Here is a 16563-nt window from a genome sequence, read left to right as displayed (position 1 = left end):
AAATTCCATGAAGAAATTCGCTGTCGTCGCCGCACTCGTATCCGTGGCGGCCTGCGCATTGACGGCCTGCGGCAGCGCCGACGACACCGGAGGCGGAAAACTGAAGGTCGGCGTCATGTTCCCCGGATCGCTCTCCGACGACGGATTCATGCAATCCGGCTACGAGGGATACCAGCGCATCGAGAACGAACTCGCCGACAAGGTGTCGCTCACCAAGGTCGAACAGGTCGCCACCGCCGACTACCAACAGGTCCTCACCCGCCTGGCCACCGGCGCGAACCTCGTCGTCTCCTTCGGCGGCCAAACAGACTCGGTCCTGCGCCAGGTCGCCCCCGCCTTCCCGAACGTGAAATTCGTCGAGATCGGCGGCCCCGCCGACGCCGCGCCGATGTCCAACCTCGCCTACTACGACCCGGTCCAGGCCGACGGCGGATTCCTCGCGGGCGCCTACGCCGCCCTGGTCACCAAAACCGGCAAGGTCGGATTCGTCGGCGGCATGGAACTGCCCGCGATCGTCAAGACGGCCAAGGCATTCGAACAGGGCGCCGCGCACGTCAAACCCGACGTCACCGTCCTGCCACCGCAGTACGTCGGCGATTTCAACGACGTCGCCAAAGCGCGTCAGGCCGCCCAGGCCCAGGTCGGCGCGGGCGCGGGCGCGTTCGGTCAACAACTCAACCTCGGACGCCAAGGGCTGGCCCAAGCAGCCAAGGAAGGACAGGCCGTCGTCGTCGGCGGCCCGCTGGTCAAAGCCTGCGGCTCCGAAGCCGGATTCGCCGGATACGTCAAGAGCGACACCGGCGCCGAACTCGAATTCGCCGTCGACGCCGTCCTGAACGACACCTTCGCCGCCGAACAGGTCCGCTTCGGCATCGCCTCGGCCACCGGAGCCACCGACTTCGTCCTGTGCGACGCCGCACCGGAGACGGTGGCCACCATGGACAAGGTCAAGGCCGATCTGGCATCCGGAGTGATCGTCATCCAGTAGGGTCACGCCGGTACGCAACACTCACGACTGCCACCCTCTCAGGCCCGCAGCCGTGAGTGTTGCGTACTCCGGCGTTCAGCGGCGATCAGCGGACGAAAGTCGACGCCCGCTCGGCCAGATCGAGCAGCGGCTGGGGCAGGATGCCCAGAACCAGGGTGGCGGCGGCGGTTCCGGCGACCACCATGGAGGTCAGCACCGGGGTCACGACCCGGGGAGCGTCCGCGGGGGGATCGGTGAAGAACATGAGGACGATGACGCGGACGTAGAAGAAGGCCGCGATCGCGCTGCACAGCACACCGACGATCACCAGATAGATCGCGTCGGCCGAGGCCGCGGCACCGAATACCGCGAACTTGGCGACGAAACCACTGGTGAGCGGCAGACCCGCGAACGAGAGCAGGAACAGCGCGAACAGCGACGCCAGGAGCGGACTCGTGCGCCCGAGACCCGCCCACTGCGCCAAGCCGGTCGCCTCGCCGCCGTCGGCGCCGCGGACCAGCGAGACCGCGGCGAACGCGCCGATCGTGCTGAGCCCGTAGGCCATGAGATAGAACAGCACCGCGCTGACGCTCGCTTCGTCGGCCGCGGCCAGGCCGGTGAGAATGAAACCCGCGTGGGCGACCGACGAATACGCGAGCATGCGCTTCATATCGGTCTGGGTGATCGCCATGACCGCGCCCGCCACCATCGTGGCGATCGCGACGGCGGCCAGGATCGGCCGCCAGTCCTCACGCAACTGCGGCACCGCGACTTGCAGCACACGCAACAACGCACCGACTGCCGCGATCTTGGTCGCTGCGGCCATGAACGCGGTGATCGGTGTCGGCGCGCCCTGGTACACATCGGGCACCCAGGACTGGAAAGGCACCGCGCCGATCTTGAACAGCAGACCGACCGCCAGCATGGCGGTGCCGAGCAGTGCGAGCACGGCGTCGTCGGAGGGCTTCCCGGCGATCGCGGCCGCGATGCCCGGCAATTCGACAGTGCCCGCCTGGCCGTAGAGCAGGGCGACGCCGTAGAGGAAGAACGCCGAGGAGAACGCACCGAGCAGGAAGTACTTCAGCGCGGATTCCTGGGAGAGCAACCGATTCCGGCGCGCGAGCCCGCACAACAGGTACAGCGGCAGCGACAGCACCTCGAGGGCGACGAACATCGTCAGCAGATCATTGGAGGCGGGAAAGAGCAGCAGACCGCCGATGGCCAGCATGGTCAGCGGGAACACCTCGGTGGTGGCCGCCCCCGCCCGGTCGGCCGCCGCTTCGTCGGCGCTGCCCGGCACCGCCGCGGCCTGCGCGGTGAAGGCATCGCTGCGGTGACCGCCACGTTCGGCTGTCGCGGCGGCACGACTCCAGGTACCCGGCCCCGATCGCGCGACTGCCCGGCCTTCGATGCCACGTTCGGCGATCAGCAGCAGACCCAGGATCGACACCACCAGGATCGTGCCCTGCAACAGCAGTGTCACCCCGTCGATCGCGACCGCGCCCGACACCGCCGTCTCCGAGGTGCCCGCCAACAACACGACCGCCGCCAGCGCCGCCGCCAACGCGGCGACTCCGAGCACCACCTGGATGCCGTAGCGGAAGCGGCGCGGCGCGAACGCCTCCACCAGCACACCGGCCACCGCCGCGCCGAAGACGATCAGCATGGGGGACAGGGTGCTGTATTCGATACTCGGCGCGGGCACGGTGGCGGCGAGCACGGTTCCGTAATCCTGGGAAGTCACTTATGCCGTCCTTGTCAGGGAGACCCGGGTCGCGAGGTTGATCAGCCCGGCGACGAGCAGCAGAAAACACAACGGCCTCACCGGTGCCCACCTCCCGGCCGATCCGCCGCGCCCGCCTCGGGCAGCGCGGGCACGGACGGTTCCGGATCGTGTTTCCCGATGGTGGTGAGGGTCTGCCCCACCGCGGGATCGATGAAGTCCAGTACCGGTTTCGGGTAGACGCCGAGGAAGATGAGCGCGGCGATCAGCGGGGCCACCACGATCATCTCCCGCGGCACCAGATCGGAGAGGTGCTCGTTGCCCTTCGTCACCGGACCGGTCATCATCCGCTGGTAGAGCCACAGCACATACAGCGCGGCGAGCACCAGCGCGATGGTGGCCACCACCGCCGCCGCCTGATAGCGGCTGAAAGTGCCGATCAACACCAGGAATTCGCTGACGAACGGCGCCAGGCCCGGCAGCGACAGGGTGGCCAGACCGGCGATGAAGAAGGTACCGGCCAGCACCGGCGCGACCTTCTGGACACCGCCGTATTCGGCGATGACCCGCGTGCCGCGGCGCGACACCAGGAATCCGGCGATCAGGAACAGCGCCGCCGTGGAGATGCCGTGGTTGACCATGTACAGCGTCGCCCCGGTCTGGCCCTGGCTGGTCATGGCGAAGATGCCGAGGATGATGAACCCGAAATGCGAGATCGAGGTGTAGGCGATCAACCGCATCACATCGGTCTGACCGATGGCGAGCAGCGCGCCGTACACGATGCCGATCACCGCCAGCGTGATCACCAGCGGCGCATAGGTACTCGACGCCTCGGGAAACAGCAGCAGGCAGTAGCGCAGCATGCCGAAGGTGCCGACCTTGTCGACCACCGCCATCATCAGCACCGCGCTCGACGGTGTCGCGGCCACCGCCGCGTCGGGCAGCCAGGTGTGCAACGGCCACAGCGGCGCCTTCACCGCGAAGGCGAACATGAAACCGAGGAACAGCGCGTTCAACACCGCCGGCGCCGCGCCGAGCTGCCCGGAGTTGGCGGCGGCGATCACGTCGCGCAGATCGAAGGTGCCACCGCCGCCCGCCCCGAGACCCTCACGCGCGGTGACCACATACAGTCCGATCACCGCGGCGAGCATGATCAAACCGCCGAACAGGTTGTACAGCAGGAATTTCACGGCCGCGCGCGAACGCTGCTGCCGTGCCGAGGCGTCGGCGGTGCGCGCGCCGAAACCGCCGATGAGGAAATACATCGGGATGAGCATCGCCTCGAAGAACACGTAGAACAGCAGGATGTCCAGCGACACGAACGAGACCAGCACCATCGCCTCGACGAGCAGGGTCAGGGCCACGTAGATGTGCGCGTGCCGGGTCGGCGCCGCGTCCTCGGGCGCGCCGCCGAAAACCCGATCGTCGTGCCAGCCCGCCAGAATCAGCAGCGGCACGAGCCCGGCGGTGAGCAGTACGAGAACCATGGCGATGCCGTCGATTCCGACGGTATAGCCCGCTCCGAACGCCGGAATCCATTCGCGTGCTTCGACGAACTGGAACTGCTCACCGCCGGGCTCGAAGAGCACCGCGACCACGATGCCGACGGCGAGTACCGCGACCGAGAAGCACAGCGCGACCGCGCGGGCGAGGGTGCGCCGCGCGGCGGGCATCGCCAGGGTCACCGCCGCACCGATGACGGGCAGAACCCACAGCGTCGTCAACCAAGGAAAGTCACTCACCAGAGCCTCACTGCCAACAGGGCCGCGGCGACCAGGGCCGCACCGGTGAACATGGACAGGGCGTAGGACCGCACGAATCCGGTCTGGACCCGGCGGACGCGTGCCGAGAGTCCGCCGATCGTCGCGGCGGTGCCGTTGACGACGCCGTCGATTCCGCGAGTGTCGAGAAATACCAGCGACCGCGTCAGATGCTGTCCCGGCCGCATGAACGCGCCCTCGTTGATCGCGTCGCCGTAGAGATCGCGGCGCGCCGCGACGGTCAACGGGGTCACCGGTTCCGGCGCGGTCTCGGGCACCCGGCGTCGCGCGTACTGCAAGTAGGCGACTCCGACACCGACCGCGACCACGATCAACGCCAGCGCGGTGACCACGGCCGCGGGCACCGTCGGTTCACCGTGATGGGCGCCGACGACCGGTTCCAGCCAGTTCTGCAACGAGGAACCGAGCACGAACAGCAGACCCGAGGCCACCGAGCCGACAGCGAGCAGGATCATCGGCCCGGTCATCACGACGGGGGATTCGTGCGGGTGGGTGTCGGGTTTCCAGCGACGCTCACCGAAGAACGTCATCAACATCACCCGCGTCATGTAGAAGGCGGTCAGGCCCGCGCCGAGCAAGGTGATCGCACCGAGCGCCAGTCCGTTGACCCCACCCTGGTCGAACGCGGTCTCGATGATCTTGTCCTTGGAGAAGAACCCCGCGAACGGCGGCACCCCGATGATGGCCAGATAGCCGAGTCCGAAAGTGGCGTAGGTGATCGGCAGCAGGGTGCGCAATCCGCCGTAGCGGCGCATATCGGTTTCGTCGTCCATCGCGTGCATGACCGAACCCGCGCCGAGGAACAGCCCCGCCTTGAAGAACCCGTGGGTGAGCAGATGCATGATCGCGAAGGCGTATCCGGCGGGTCCGAGTCCCGCGGCCAGCACCATGTATCCGATCTGGCTCATGGTCGAGGCGGCGAGCGCTTTCTTGATGTCGTCCTTGGCGCAGCCGATGATCGCGCCGAACAGCAACGTCACCGCGCCGACCAGCACCACCGCGAGCCGGGCGTTGGGCGCCAGGTCGAAGATGGCGTTGGAGCGGGTGATCAGGTAGACGCCCGCGGTGACCATGGTCGCCGCGTGGATGAGCGCGGAGACCGGTGTCGGGCCCTCCATCGCGTCCCCGAGCCAGGATTGCAGCGGCACCTGCGCGGATTTGCCGCAGGCGGCGAGCAGGAGCAGCAAGCCGATCGCGGTCAGCGTCCCCTCGCTCGCGCCGGGCGCCGCGTCGAAGACGGGCCCGAAACCGACGGAGCCGAACGTGGCGAACATGACCATCATCGCCAGTGCCAAACCCATGTCACCGACCCGGTTGACCACGAAGGCCTTCTTGGCCGCCGTTGCCGCCGAGGGCTTCTCGCTCCAGAAACCGATCAGCAGGTAGGAGGCGAGCCCGACGCCTTCCCAGCCCAGGTACAGGACCAGGTAGTTGTTCGCCAGGACCAGCAGCAGCATGGCCGCCAGGAACAAGTTGAGGTAGGCGAAGAACCGCCGGCGCGCCGGATCCTGGGCCATATAGCCGACCGAGTAGATGTGGATCAGGGTTCCCACGCCGGTGATGAGCAGCGCGAAACAGATGGACAGCTGGTCCATCTGGAGTCCGAAGTCGACCCGGAGACCGGCCACCGGCACCCATTGGAACAGGTCGAGATGGATCGCGCGGTCCTCGCCGTCGCGGCCGAGCATGCCGAAGAACGCCCACACCGCGACCCCGAACGAGGCCAGCGCGGTCGCGCACGCGAGCAGATGACCCCATCGTCGCCCGTAGCGCCCGATCAGCAGCAGGAAGACGGCGCCCGCCAGCGGCAGGGCGGGCAGCAGCCAGAGCGTTGCCGTATCCACGTCAGAACTTCAGCAGATTGGCGTCGTCGACCGAGGTCGAGCGGCGGGCGCGGAAGATGGTCATGATGATGGCGAGTCCGACGACGACTTCGGCCGCGGCGACCACCATCGTGAAGAACGCGAACACCTGCCCGTCCAGGTCGGCGTGCATCCTGGCGAAGGTGACGAATGCGAGATTCACGGCGTTGAGCATCAATTCGATGCACATGAAGACCACGATGGCGTTGCGTCGCAGCAGCACGCCCGCCGCCCCGATGGTGAACAGCAGGGCGGACAGGAACAGGTAGTTCTCGGGATTCACCGGTTGCCTTCCTCGTCAGTGGACTCTCGAGGGGGTGTAGCGGGGGTGCCGACCGAGAGGACCGCGGCCTCGGTCGACGCCCGGTTCCTGCGGTGGCGCAGGATGCTGCTCACCGACAGCTCCTCGAACGAACCGTCCGGCAGCCTGGCCGGAATGTCGACCGCGTTGTGGCGGGCGTACACGCCGGGGGTCGGCAGCGGAGTGGCTCGCTTGTCGCGGTCGCGGAAGCGGCGGCGCGACATCTCGCGCTGATCGGGCTGCGGTTCGAACCGTTCCCGGTGCGCGAGCACCATCGCCCCGATGGTGGCGGTGATCAGCAGCGCCCCGGTGAGTTCGAAGGCCCACACGTAGCGCACAAAGATCAGCTCGGCCAGTTCGGCGATGACATCACGCCCGGGGAAACCGGTGGCGGGGAAGGCGATATCGGAATCGCGTACCCCGGTGGCGATTCCGCTGATCAGCAGGATGCCGAAGCCGAGTCCGACCGCGGCGGCGGCCAGGCGCTGCCCGCGCAGCGTCTCCTTCAGCGATTCGGTCGAGTCGACACCGACGAGCATCAGCACGAACAGGAACAGCATCATCACCGCGCCGGTGTAGACGACGATCTGCACGACGCCGAGGAACAGCGCGTCCTGGGCGATGTAGAACGCGGCCAGGGTGAGCATGGTGGCGGCAAGGCACAGCGCCGAATGCACCGCCTTGGTGGAGAACACCATGCCGAGCGCGCCGACCACGGCCACCGGGGCCAGGATCCAGAACAGGACAGCCTCGTCGGTCGAAGTCCTGGCGAGCGGTTCCGCGGCGAGCAGCAGTGTCGTGGCGGTCATCGCGCACCTCCTTCCGCACCGACGGTCGCGGGCGGCGCGGTCGCGCCGGGACCGTGGCCGCCGGGAATATCGCCGCGGTAGTAATCGCCCTCGGTGGTGCCCGGATGCATCGCGTGCGGGACCGGGGACATTCCCGGTTCCATCGGGGCGAGCAACTGTTGCTTCTCGTAGATCAGGTCGGCCCGGTTGTCGTCGGTGAGTTCGTACTCGTTGGTCATCGTCAACGCCCTGGTCGGGCACGCTTCGATACACAGACCGCAGCCGATGCAACGCAGGTAGTTGATCTGGTAGACCCGCCCGTAGCGTTCACCCGGCGAGAAGCGTTCCGCCTCGGTGTTGTCCGCGCCCTCGACGAAGATCGCGTCGGCGGGACATGCCCACGCGCACAGTTCGCAGCCGATGCATTTCTCCAGTCCGTCCGCGTACCGGTTCAGCTGATGGCGTCCGTGATACCGAGCCGCGGTCGGCACTTTCTGTTCCGGATAGGACTCGGTATTGGGCTTCCTGAACATGGTTCGCGCGGTGACGGCGAAACCGGCCAGCGGTTCGAACAGGCCCGCCTCGTGGATGTCGCTTCCGTGCGCGCGGGCGGGCAGCGGCGGGGTCGGGAATCCCAAGAAGACACCGGACACACCGGATCCGGTCGGTTCCGGATCGGGTTCGGGCACCGGTTTTCCGACCGCCCGGCCCGCGCGCAGGAACCGCCACACCATGAGCGCGGTGATGACGAGTCCGCTGACGACCAGCGCCGGGGTCTGGATGTGGACGCCCTCGATGTCGAGCACCCGGATCCCCGCCACGACCATCACCCACAGCAGCGACACCGGAATCAGCAGTTTCCATCCCAGCGCCATGAACTGGTCGTAGCGCAGCCGGGGCAGGGTGCCGCGCAACCAGATGAAGACGAACAGGAACGTCCACACCTTGAGGGTGAACCAGAGCAGTCCCCACCAGCCGGAGTTCGCGCCCGACCACATGTTGACCGGCCACGGTGCGTGCCAGCCGCCGAGGAACAGCGTGGTGGCCAGCGCCGACACCGTGACCATGTTGATGTACTCGGCGAGCATGAACATGGCGAATTTGAGCGAGGAGTACTCGGTGTGGAATCCGCCGACGAGTTCGCCTTCGGCCTCGGGCAGGTCGAAGGGCGCCCTGTTGGTCTCGCCGACCATCGACACGCAGTAGATCAGGAACGAGGGCAGCAACAGGAAGACGAACCAGGTGCCGTACTGCGCGGACACGATGCCGGAGGTGGCCATGGTGCCCGCGTGCAGGAAGACCGCGGCGAAGCACAGCGCCATCGCGATCTCGTAGGAGATCACCTGCGCGGTGGAGCGCAGGCCGCCCAGCAGCGGGTAGGTGGACCCGGAAGCCCAGCCCGCCAACACGATTCCGTACACCCCGATCGAGGTGATGGCCAGGATGTAGAGCACCGCGACCGGAAGGTCGGTCAGCTGCAACGCCGTCGCGTGCCCGGCGATGGAGACCTCACCGCCGAACGGGATGACCGCGAAGGCCATGTAGGCGGGGGTGATCGCGATGATCGGCGCCAGGATGTAGATGGGTTTGTCGACGATGGCCGGGATGATGTCCTCTTTGAGGGCCATCTTCACGCCGTCGGCGACCGCCTGTAGCGATCCGCCCGGCCCGACCCGGTTCGGCCCGAGCCGCATCTGCATGCGCGCCACGATCTTTCGCTCGGCCACCACCGCGATCATCGGGGTGAGCAGCAGGAACGCGAAGATCGCCAGGGATTTGGCGATGATCAGCCACAGGGGGTCGTGGCCGAACAGGGCCAGCGAGTCGGGGCCGTAGCCCGCGGCATCCGTCACCACCGAGGGTCCGGTGGGAGCCGTCGCGAACAGCGCGGGATCACTCATGACGGTGCTCCTTCATCCTCTCGTCGGCGCGCCGGATCGCGACGACGCCGCCGGGACCGGTGGCGAGTTGCTCGTAGACGGAGCTGCCGGGCGAGTTCATCGGCAACCAGACCACCCGGTCGGGCATCTCGGTGATCTTCAGCGGCAGGGTGACGAGGCCGCGGTCGGTGCCGACGGTGATCGCGTCGTTGTCGGCCGCGCCGATCTCGGCGGCGGTCGCCGCGGACAGTCGCACCACCGGCGGTCGGGCGACACCGGCCAGATTCGGTTCGCCGTCCTGCATTCGGCCCTGATCGAGCAGCATCCGCCACGAGGCGAGTACCGCCTCGCCCTGTTCGGGGTGCGGCACCGGATCCGCGCCGTATTCCGGCGGCGGGACGGGCAGTCCGTCCCAGGCGCCGAGGCGGACGAGTTCGGCGCGCGCGGAGGCGGCGTCGGGCAGGCGCAGCGGCACCGACATCTCCTCGGAGATGGCGTGCAGCACACGATGATCCGACAATTGCGCGGCGCGGCGCAGCACCGTCGAATCGCCGAGCGCGGCGTCGAATCGGCGCGGCCTGCCCTCCCAGGTGCGGAAGGTGCCCGCCTTCTCCATCGCGGTCGCGACCGGGAACACGACATCGGCGCGGTCGGTGACCGGGCTGTGCCGCAGTTCCAGACTGACCACGAACCGGGCCGCGTCGATGGCCGACAGTGCCGCGCTCGGATCGGGCAGGTCGGCGATGTCGACGCCGCCGATCACCAACGCGCCCAGGAACGGAGCGGCATCGAGGATCGCGGCGGTGTCGCGGCCCGGGGTCGCAGGCAGGTCGTCGACCTGCCAGAAGTTGCGAACCTGTTGGCGCGCGGCCGGATCGGTCACCGGGCGACCGCCGGGCAGCAGTCCGGGCATGGCGCCCGCTTCGACCGCGCCGCGTTCACCGGCGCGCCGCGGCACCCAGACCAGGTCCGCGCCGGTCTCCTCGGCCAGTCGCGCCGCGGCCGAGAACGCGCCCGGTACCGCCGCCATCCGTTCGCCGATCAGGATCACCGCGCCCGGTTCGCGCAATGCCCTCGCCGCCGCGCTCAGTCGCTGCGGATCGGTGCCCGCGAGCAGGGCGTCGCGGGTGCGCAATGCCTCGAGCACGTGGGTTTCCGTGCCGGGGACGCAGGTGAGCAGCGATCCCGACATCCGTTCGAGTCCGCGCGTGGCGAAGGGCGCGATGCCGTAGACCCGCAGGCCGCGGGTGCGGGCGGATTTGCGCAACCGCAGGAAGACGATCGGGGATTCCTCTTCCGGTTCGAATCCGGCGAGCAGCACCATCGGCGCGCGGTCGAGGCTGTCGTAGTCGACGGTGACGCCCTGACCGGCCACCCGCGAGGCGAGGAATTCGGCTTCCTCGACGGAATGGGCGCGGGCGCGGAAGTCGACATCGTTGGTGCCCAACGCGATTCGAGCGAATTTCGCGTAGGCGTAGGCGTCTTCCTCGGTGACGCGCCCGCCGACGAGCACCCCCGCGTTACCGTGGGCGGCGGCCAGACCCTGGGCCGCGGCGGTCAGTGCCTCGGACCAGGACGCCGGATGCAGACCGCCGTCCCAGCCGCGCACCAGGGGTGTGGTGAGACGGTCGCGTTCGGTGGCGTAGGCGAAGGCCCAGCGGCCTTTGTCGCAATTCCACTCCTCGTTGATCTGCGGATCGTCACCGGCCAAGCGCCGCAGCACTTTTCCGCGCCGGTGATCGGTGCGCTGCGCACAGCCCGACGCGCAGTGTTCGCACACGCTCGGACTGGACACCAGGTCGAAGGGCCTGGCGCGGAATCGGTAACTGGCGCCGGTGAGCGCGCCGACCGGGCAGATCTGGACGGTGTTGCCGGAGAAGTAGGAATCGAAGGGTTCGGCTTGCGCGGTGCCGACCTGTTCGAGGGCTCCGCGATCCATCAGTTCGATGAACGGGTCGCCCGCCACCTGCTGGGCGAAGCGGGTGCACCGGGCGCACAGCACGCAGCGTTCCCGGTCGAGCAGCACGGCGGTGGACAGCGGAATCGGTTTGGGATAGGTGCGTTTGACGCCTTCGAACCGGGTTTCGGGCCGACCCGAGGACATCGCCTGGTTCTGTAGCGGACATTCGCCGCCCTTGTCGCAGACCGGGCAGTCCAGCGGATGATTGATGAGCAGCAACTCCATCACGCCCTCCTGCGCCCGCTCGGCGACCGGCGAGGTGAGCTGGGTGTGGATCACCATGCCCTCGCTGACCGTCTGGGTGCAGGAGGCGACGGGTTTGCGCTGCCCCTCCACCTCGACCAGGCATTGGCGGCAGGCCCCCACCGGGTCGAGTAGCGGATGGTCGCAGAAGCGCGGGATCTGGATGCCGACGAGTTCGGCCGCCCGGATCACCAGCGTGCCCGCGGGCACGCTGACCGAGGCGCCGTCGATGACGACGGTGACCAGGTCGGCCGGAACCACCCCGCTGGTTCCGGCGTTCACGGTAGCTGTCATCGCACCCCTTCTTCCTGACCGAGCGCTCGGTGGCTGTGCGCGGAGTCGGCCCATACGGTGGACCGCGCCGGGTCGAACGGGCATCCGCCCAGCCGCAGGTGGTCCAGGTATTCCTCGCGGAAGTACTTCAGCGAGGACAGGATCGGGCTGGCGGCGCCGTCACCGAGGGCGCAGAACGACTTGCCGTTGATGCTGTCGCTGATATCGAGCAGTTTGCGCAGATCCGATTCGGTGCCTCGGCCCTGCTCGACGCGCTTCAGCAGCTGCACGAGCCAGTAGGTGCCCTCGCGGCACGGCGTGCATTTCCCGCACGATTCGTGCGCGTAGAACTCGGTCCAGCGCAGGACCGCGCGCACCACGCAGGTGGTGTCGTCGAAGATCTGCAATGCCTTGGTGCCCAACATGGATCCCGCGCCCGCGACACCCTCGTAGTCGAGCGCCACATCCAGGTGTTCGTCGGTGAACAGCGGGGTGGACGAACCGCCAGGGGTCCAGAATTTCACGCGATGCCCGGCGCGCACGCCGCCCGCGTAGTCGAGCAGTTCGCGCAGGGTGATGCCGAGCGGCGCCTCGTACTGGCCCGGCCTGGCCACGTGCCCGGACAGGGAGTAGATGGTGAAGCCGGGAGATTTCTCGCTGCCCATGGATCGGAACCAGTCGGTGCCGCGCTGGATGATCGGCGGCACGCTGGCGATGGATTCGACGTTGTTCACCACGGTCGGGCAGGCGTACAGGCCCGCGACGGCGGGGAAGGGCGGACGCAGCCGAGGCTGGCCGCGGCGTCCCTCCAGCGAATCGAGCAGTGCTGTCTCCTCACCGCAGATGTAGGCGCCCGCGCCCGCGTGCACGATGAGTTCGAGGTCGAAACCGGAGCCGAGGATGTCGCGGCCGAGCAGTCCGGCCTGGTACGCCTGCGCGACGGCCGCGTGCAGCCTGCGCAGCACCGGGACGACCTCACCGCGCAGGTAGATGAACGCGGTGTTCGCGCGGATCGCGTACGCCGCGATGACGACGCCCTCGATGAGGGTGTGCGGGCTGGCCATCATCAGCGGAATGTCTTTGCAGGTGCCGGGTTCGGACTCGTCGGCGTTGACGACCAGGTAGTGCGGTTTGCCGGTGCCGCCCTGGCCGGGGCCCTGCGGGATGAAACCCCATTTCAGCCCAGTCGGGAATCCCGCGCCGCCGCGGCCGCGCAGGCCCGCGTCCTTGACGGTCTGGATGACCTGGTCCGGTTCCATGCCCAGCGCGGTGCGCAACGCCTGGTATCCGCTGTTGCGGCGGTAGGTGTCGATGGTCCACGAATTGGGGTCGTCCCAGTGTTCGGTGAGGACGGGGGTCAGGATCATCGGGTGCCCTCCGACGTGCCGGAATTCGGTGGGGGGGCTTGCATGTTCTGTTCCCGCGCGACGCGCAGTCCGGCCAGTGTCGCTTCGCCCGCCGCGCCGTCGAGTACGCCGGGACGCTCGTCCGGGAATCCGGCGAGGATGCGCGCGGTCTCCTTGAAGGTGCACAGCGGCGCGCCTCGGGTCGGGCGTACGCGTTGACCGGCGCGCAGCGCGTCCATCAGCGCGCGCGCCGATTCCGGGGTCTGGTTGTCGAAGAATTCCCAGTTGATCATCATCACCGGCGCGAAATCGCAGGCGGCGTTGCATTCGACGTGTTCGAGGGTGATCGCGCCGTCCTCGGTGGTCTCACCGTGTTCGATGCCGAGATGTTCTTCGAGCGCGGCGAGGATGGCGTCACCGCCGAGTACCGCGCACAGCGTGTTGGTGCAGACGCCGACGTGGTATTCGCCGGTGGGGTTGTGCCGGTACATGGAGTAGAAGGTCGCGACGGCGGTGACCTCCGCGCCGGTCAATCCCAGTTGTTCGGCACAGAATTCGATACCGGTTCCGGTGACATAGCCCTCCTCGGCCTGCACCAGGTGCAGCAGTGGGAGCAGCGCCGAGCGCGGGTGCGGGTAGCGGGCGATGATCGCCTCGGCGTCGGCGCCGAGGCGATCGTGCACGTACGGGGGATACGGTTCGGGCCTGGTCGTGAGTTTGAGCAGGATCTCGGTCATCGGTCGACACCACCCATCACCGGGTCGATGCTGGCGACGGCGGCGATGACGTCGGCGAGCATGCCGCCTTCGCACATCGCCGCCACCGCTTGCAGATTCGTGAACGAGGGGTCGCGATAGTGCACCCGAAACGGGCGGGTGCCGCCGTCGCTGACCATATGGACGCCGAGTTCGCCGCGCGGCGACTCCACCGCCGTGTACACCTGTCCCGCCGGGACTCGGATACCTTCGGTGACCAGCTTGAAATGGTGGATGAGACCCTCCATGGACGTGCCCATGATGCGGCCGATGTGGCGCGGGGAATTACCGAGCCCGTCCGGGCCGAGTTCGAGATCGGCGGGCCAGGCGATCTTCTTGTCGTCCACCATGACCGGCCCCGACGGCAGGGCGTCGAGGCATTGTTCGACGATCTTGAGCGATTCCTTCATCTCCTCCACGCGGATCCAGTAGCGGCCGTAGCAGTCGCAGCCGGTGGTGGTGGGGATGTCGAATTCGTAGTTCTCGTAACCGCAGTAGGGCTGGGATTTGCGCAGATCGTGCGGAAGGCCGGTGGCGCGCAACACCGGACCGGTGATGCCCAGTGCCATGCAGCCGGTGAGATCGAGGTAGCCGACGTCCTGTGTCCGCGCTTTCCAGATGGGGTTCTGGCTGAGCAGTTGTTCCATGTCGCGCAACCGCTTCGGCATGAGGGCCAGCAGTTCACGAACCTTGGTGACGCCGTCGTCGGGCAGATCCTGCGCGAGCCCGCCCGGGCGGACGTAGGCGTGGTTCATGCGCAAACCGGTGATCGTCTCGAAGACGTCGAGGATCAGCTCGCGTTCGCGGAAGCCGAACAGCATCGGCGTCAGCGCGCCCATCTCCATGCCGCCGGTGGCCAGGGCCACCAGATGCGAGGAGATGCGGTTGAGTTCCATGAGCATGACCCGGATGACGGTGGCGCGCTCGGGAATCTGCTCGGTGATGTCGAGCAGTTTCTCGACGCCGAGGCAGTAGGCGGTCTCGTTGAAGAACGGGGACAGGTAGTCCATCCGGGTGACGAAGGTGACGCCCTGCGTCCAGTTGCGGAATTCGAGATTCTTCTCGATGCCGGTGTGCAGATAGCCGATGCCGCATCTGGCCTCGGTGACGGTCTCGCCCTCGATTTCCAGGATCAGTCGCAGCACGCCGTGCGTCGACGGATGCTGTGGACCCATGTTGACGACGATGCGTTCTTCGCCCGCCCCGTCGATGATCTCGGTGACCTGGTCCCAGTCCTGGCCGGCGACGGTGACCACGGTCGGTTCGGACCCGGCGTCGCGCGCACCGGGCCTGGTATCGATGTCGTTCACTAGCTGTACGCCCTCCGCTCGTCGGGCGGCGGGATGCGCGCGCCCTTGTATTCGACCGGGATCCCGCCGAGCGGGTAGTCCTTGCGCTGGGGGTGGCCACGCCAGTCGTCCGGCATCGTGATCCGGGTCAGCGAGGGGTGGCCGTCGAAGAGGATGCCGAAGAAGTCGTAGGTCTCCCGTTCGTGCCAATCGGTGGTGGGATAGACCTCGTACAGCGACGGGATGTGCGGGTCGGCGTCGGGAGCCGACACCTCCACGCGCAGCCTGCGGTTGTGGGTGATCGACATCAGCGGATACACCGCGTGCAATTCGCGCCCGGCGTCGTCGGGGTAGTGCACGCCGCTGACGCCCAGGCACAGTTCGAATCGCAACGCGGGGTCGTCGCGCAGCGCGCGGGCCACCCGGACCAGGTGTTCGCGCCGCACGTGCAGGGTGAATTCGCCGCGGAAGACCACGATCTTCTCGATCGCGGTCTCCAGCGGGATGTTCGCGGCCGCGAGGGCGGCGCGCAGCGAATCCACCACCTCGTCGAAGTAGCCGCCGAACGGGGCGGGGGTACTGCCGGGCAGGGTGACCGGCCGGACGAGGCGCCCGTAGCCGGAAGTGTCACCGGTGCCGGAGATGCCGAACATGCCGCGCCGCACACCGATGACCTCGTCGCCCTCGGGTGTCGGGTCCTGCGGGGGCAGGGTGCCTTCCGGCCCCGCGGTGGCGGCGGCATCGGTGTCGGCGTGGGTCGATCGGATCTCGGTGTTGTCGGGGGTGTCGAAGGTCATCGCAGCAGACCTTCCATCCGGATGGTCGGCGTCGAGGCCAGCGCCGCCTGTTCGGCCGCCCGCACCGCGTCCTCCCGATTCACCCCGAGCGGCATCTCCTGGATCTTCGCGTGCAGCGCGAGGATCGCGTTGAGCAGCATCTCCGGGCGCGGCGGGCAACCGGGCAGGTAGATGTCGACCGGGACGACGTGATCGACGCCCTGCACGATGGCGTAGTTGTTGAACATGCCGCCGGAGGAGGCGCAGACGCCCATGGCGAGCACCCATTTCGGCTCGGTCATCTGGTCGTAGACCTGACGCAGTACCGGTGCCATCTTCTGGCTGACCCGCCCGGCCACGATCATCAGATCGGCCTGGCGCGGTGAGGCGCGGAACGCCTCCATGCCGAAGCGGGCGATATCGAATCGGCCCGCGCCGGTCGCCATCATCTCGATGGCGCAGCAGGCGAGGCCGAAGGTCGCGGGCCACAGCGAACCCTTGCGGAGGTATCCGGCGAAATCTTCCACTGTGCTGAGCAGGAATCCGCTCGGCAGTTTTTCTTCGAGACCCATATCCGACTACTTCTCACTCTCGAAACGTGGGGCTGGGGGAACCGGGA

General features: G+C 67.8%; 13 protein-coding genes and 1 pseudogene. 1 reads left to right on the top strand and 13 read right to left on the bottom strand.

Going from position 1 to position 16563, the window contains the following annotated elements; genetic code table 11:
- Positions 1–7 precede the first annotated feature (7 nt).
- Complete coding sequence (locus DAT37_RS40200) at positions 8–988, top strand: BMP family ABC transporter substrate-binding protein (RefSeq protein WP_109530193.1); 981 nt, start codon at positions 8–10, stop codon at positions 986–988.
- Positions 989–1073: 85 nt separating this feature from the next.
- Here DAT37_RS40200 and nuoN read toward each other — a convergent pair whose 3' ends face one another.
- From nuoN to DAT37_RS40140, 13 genes and pseudogenes are all read right to left on the bottom strand, one after another.
- The gene (nuoN, locus tag DAT37_RS40195) at positions 1074–2711 is read right to left on the bottom strand and encodes an NADH-quinone oxidoreductase subunit NuoN (RefSeq protein ID WP_109530192.1); all 1638 of its coding nucleotides are present in this window, start codon (positions 2709–2711) and stop codon (positions 1074–1076) included.
- 77 nt (positions 2712–2788) lie between these two features.
- Positions 2789–4432 (bottom strand): NADH-quinone oxidoreductase subunit M, encoded by a 1644-nt coding sequence (locus DAT37_RS40190; RefSeq protein ID WP_109530191.1) that lies wholly within the window; start codon positions 4430–4432, stop codon positions 2789–2791.
- Entirely contained in the window at positions 4429–6315 is a 1887-nt protein-coding gene (nuoL, locus tag DAT37_RS40185; protein WP_109530190.1) for an NADH-quinone oxidoreductase subunit L, read from the bottom strand. Before nuoL ends, DAT37_RS40190 begins: the two co-directional genes overlap by 4 nt.
- A gap of 1 nt (position 6316) precedes the next feature.
- Positions 6317–6616 (bottom strand): NADH-quinone oxidoreductase subunit NuoK, encoded by a 300-nt coding sequence (gene nuoK, locus DAT37_RS40180; RefSeq protein WP_063048808.1) that lies wholly within the window; start codon positions 6614–6616, stop codon positions 6317–6319.
- The gene (locus DAT37_RS40175; RefSeq protein WP_109530189.1) at positions 6613–7443 is read right to left on the bottom strand and encodes an NADH-quinone oxidoreductase subunit J; all 831 of its coding nucleotides are present in this window, start codon (positions 7441–7443) and stop codon (positions 6613–6615) included. Before DAT37_RS40175 ends, nuoK begins: the two co-directional genes overlap by 4 nt.
- Positions 7440–8012: an NADH-quinone oxidoreductase subunit NuoI gene (nuoI, locus tag DAT37_RS46590; RefSeq protein WP_408637494.1), complete on the bottom strand. Its 573-nt coding sequence runs from the start codon at positions 8010–8012 to the stop codon at positions 7440–7442. The genes DAT37_RS40175 and nuoI overlap by 4 nt, the downstream gene beginning before the upstream one ends.
- A 15-nt stretch (positions 8013–8027) precedes the next feature.
- Positions 8028–9323, bottom strand: a pseudogene (gene nuoH, locus DAT37_RS40170) (NADH-quinone oxidoreductase subunit NuoH); the annotation flags it as partial.
- On the bottom strand, positions 9316–11799 hold the full coding sequence (locus DAT37_RS40165; RefSeq protein WP_109530187.1) for an NADH-quinone oxidoreductase subunit G: 2484 nt from the start codon (positions 11797–11799) through the stop codon (positions 9316–9318). The gene DAT37_RS40165 and the pseudogene nuoH, both read right to left, overlap by 8 nt.
- Positions 11796–13145, bottom strand: coding sequence for an NADH-quinone oxidoreductase subunit NuoF (gene nuoF, locus DAT37_RS40160; protein ID WP_109530186.1), 1350 nt, complete (start codon positions 13143–13145; stop codon positions 11796–11798). Before nuoF ends, DAT37_RS40165 begins: the two co-directional genes overlap by 4 nt.
- The gene (nuoE, locus tag DAT37_RS40155) at positions 13142–13861 is read right to left on the bottom strand and encodes an NADH-quinone oxidoreductase subunit NuoE (RefSeq protein WP_109530185.1); all 720 of its coding nucleotides are present in this window, start codon (positions 13859–13861) and stop codon (positions 13142–13144) included. The genes nuoF and nuoE overlap by 4 nt, the downstream gene beginning before the upstream one ends.
- The gene (gene nuoD / locus DAT37_RS40150) at positions 13858–15189 is read right to left on the bottom strand and encodes an NADH dehydrogenase (quinone) subunit D (RefSeq protein ID WP_408637490.1); all 1332 of its coding nucleotides are present in this window, start codon (positions 15187–15189) and stop codon (positions 13858–13860) included. Before nuoD ends, nuoE begins: the two co-directional genes overlap by 4 nt.
- Positions 15189–15965 carry an NADH-quinone oxidoreductase subunit C gene (locus DAT37_RS40145; protein ID WP_109530184.1) on the bottom strand — a complete coding sequence of 259 codons (777 nt, stop codon included), beginning with the start codon at positions 15963–15965 and terminating at the stop codon, positions 15189–15191. Before DAT37_RS40145 ends, nuoD begins: the two co-directional genes overlap by 1 nt.
- Positions 15962–16516, bottom strand: coding sequence for a NuoB/complex I 20 kDa subunit family protein (locus DAT37_RS40140; RefSeq protein ID WP_109530183.1), 555 nt, complete (start codon positions 16514–16516; stop codon positions 15962–15964). Before DAT37_RS40140 ends, DAT37_RS40145 begins: the two co-directional genes overlap by 4 nt.
- Positions 16517–16563: the final 47 nt, after the last annotated feature.

The sequence above is a fragment of the Nocardia aurea genome, assembly GCF_003123685.1.
Classification (GTDB): domain Bacteria; phylum Actinomycetota; class Actinomycetes; order Mycobacteriales; family Mycobacteriaceae; genus Nocardia; species Nocardia aurea.
Note: the sequence above shows the minus strand (reverse complement) of the source record. Positions and strands in the feature narration are given on the sequence as shown.

What these genes read in the sequence shown, in the direction of transcription:
- nuoF (WP_109530186.1), bottom strand. Translation starts at nt 13,145, where the DNA reads ATGATCCTGACCCCCGTCCTCACCGAACACTGGGACGACCCCAATTCG.
- DAT37_RS40175 (WP_109530189.1), bottom strand. Translation starts at nt 7,443, where the DNA reads ATGACCGCCACGACACTGCTGCTCGCCGCGGAACCGCTCGCCAGGACT.
- DAT37_RS40165 (WP_109530187.1), bottom strand. Translation starts at nt 11,799, where the DNA reads ATGACAGCTACCGTGAACGCCGGAACCAGCGGGGTGGTTCCGGCCGAC.
- nuoE (WP_109530185.1), bottom strand. Translation starts at nt 13,861, where the DNA reads ATGACCGAGATCCTGCTCAAACTCACGACCAGGCCCGAACCGTATCCC.
- DAT37_RS40140 (WP_109530183.1), bottom strand. Translation starts at nt 16,516, where the DNA reads ATGGGTCTCGAAGAAAAACTGCCGAGCGGATTCCTGCTCAGCACAGTG.
- DAT37_RS40145 (WP_109530184.1), bottom strand. Translation starts at nt 15,965, where the DNA reads ATGACCTTCGACACCCCCGACAACACCGAGATCCGATCGACCCACGCC.
- DAT37_RS40200 (WP_109530193.1), top strand. Translation starts at nt 8, where the DNA reads ATGAAGAAATTCGCTGTCGTCGCCGCACTCGTATCCGTGGCGGCCTGC.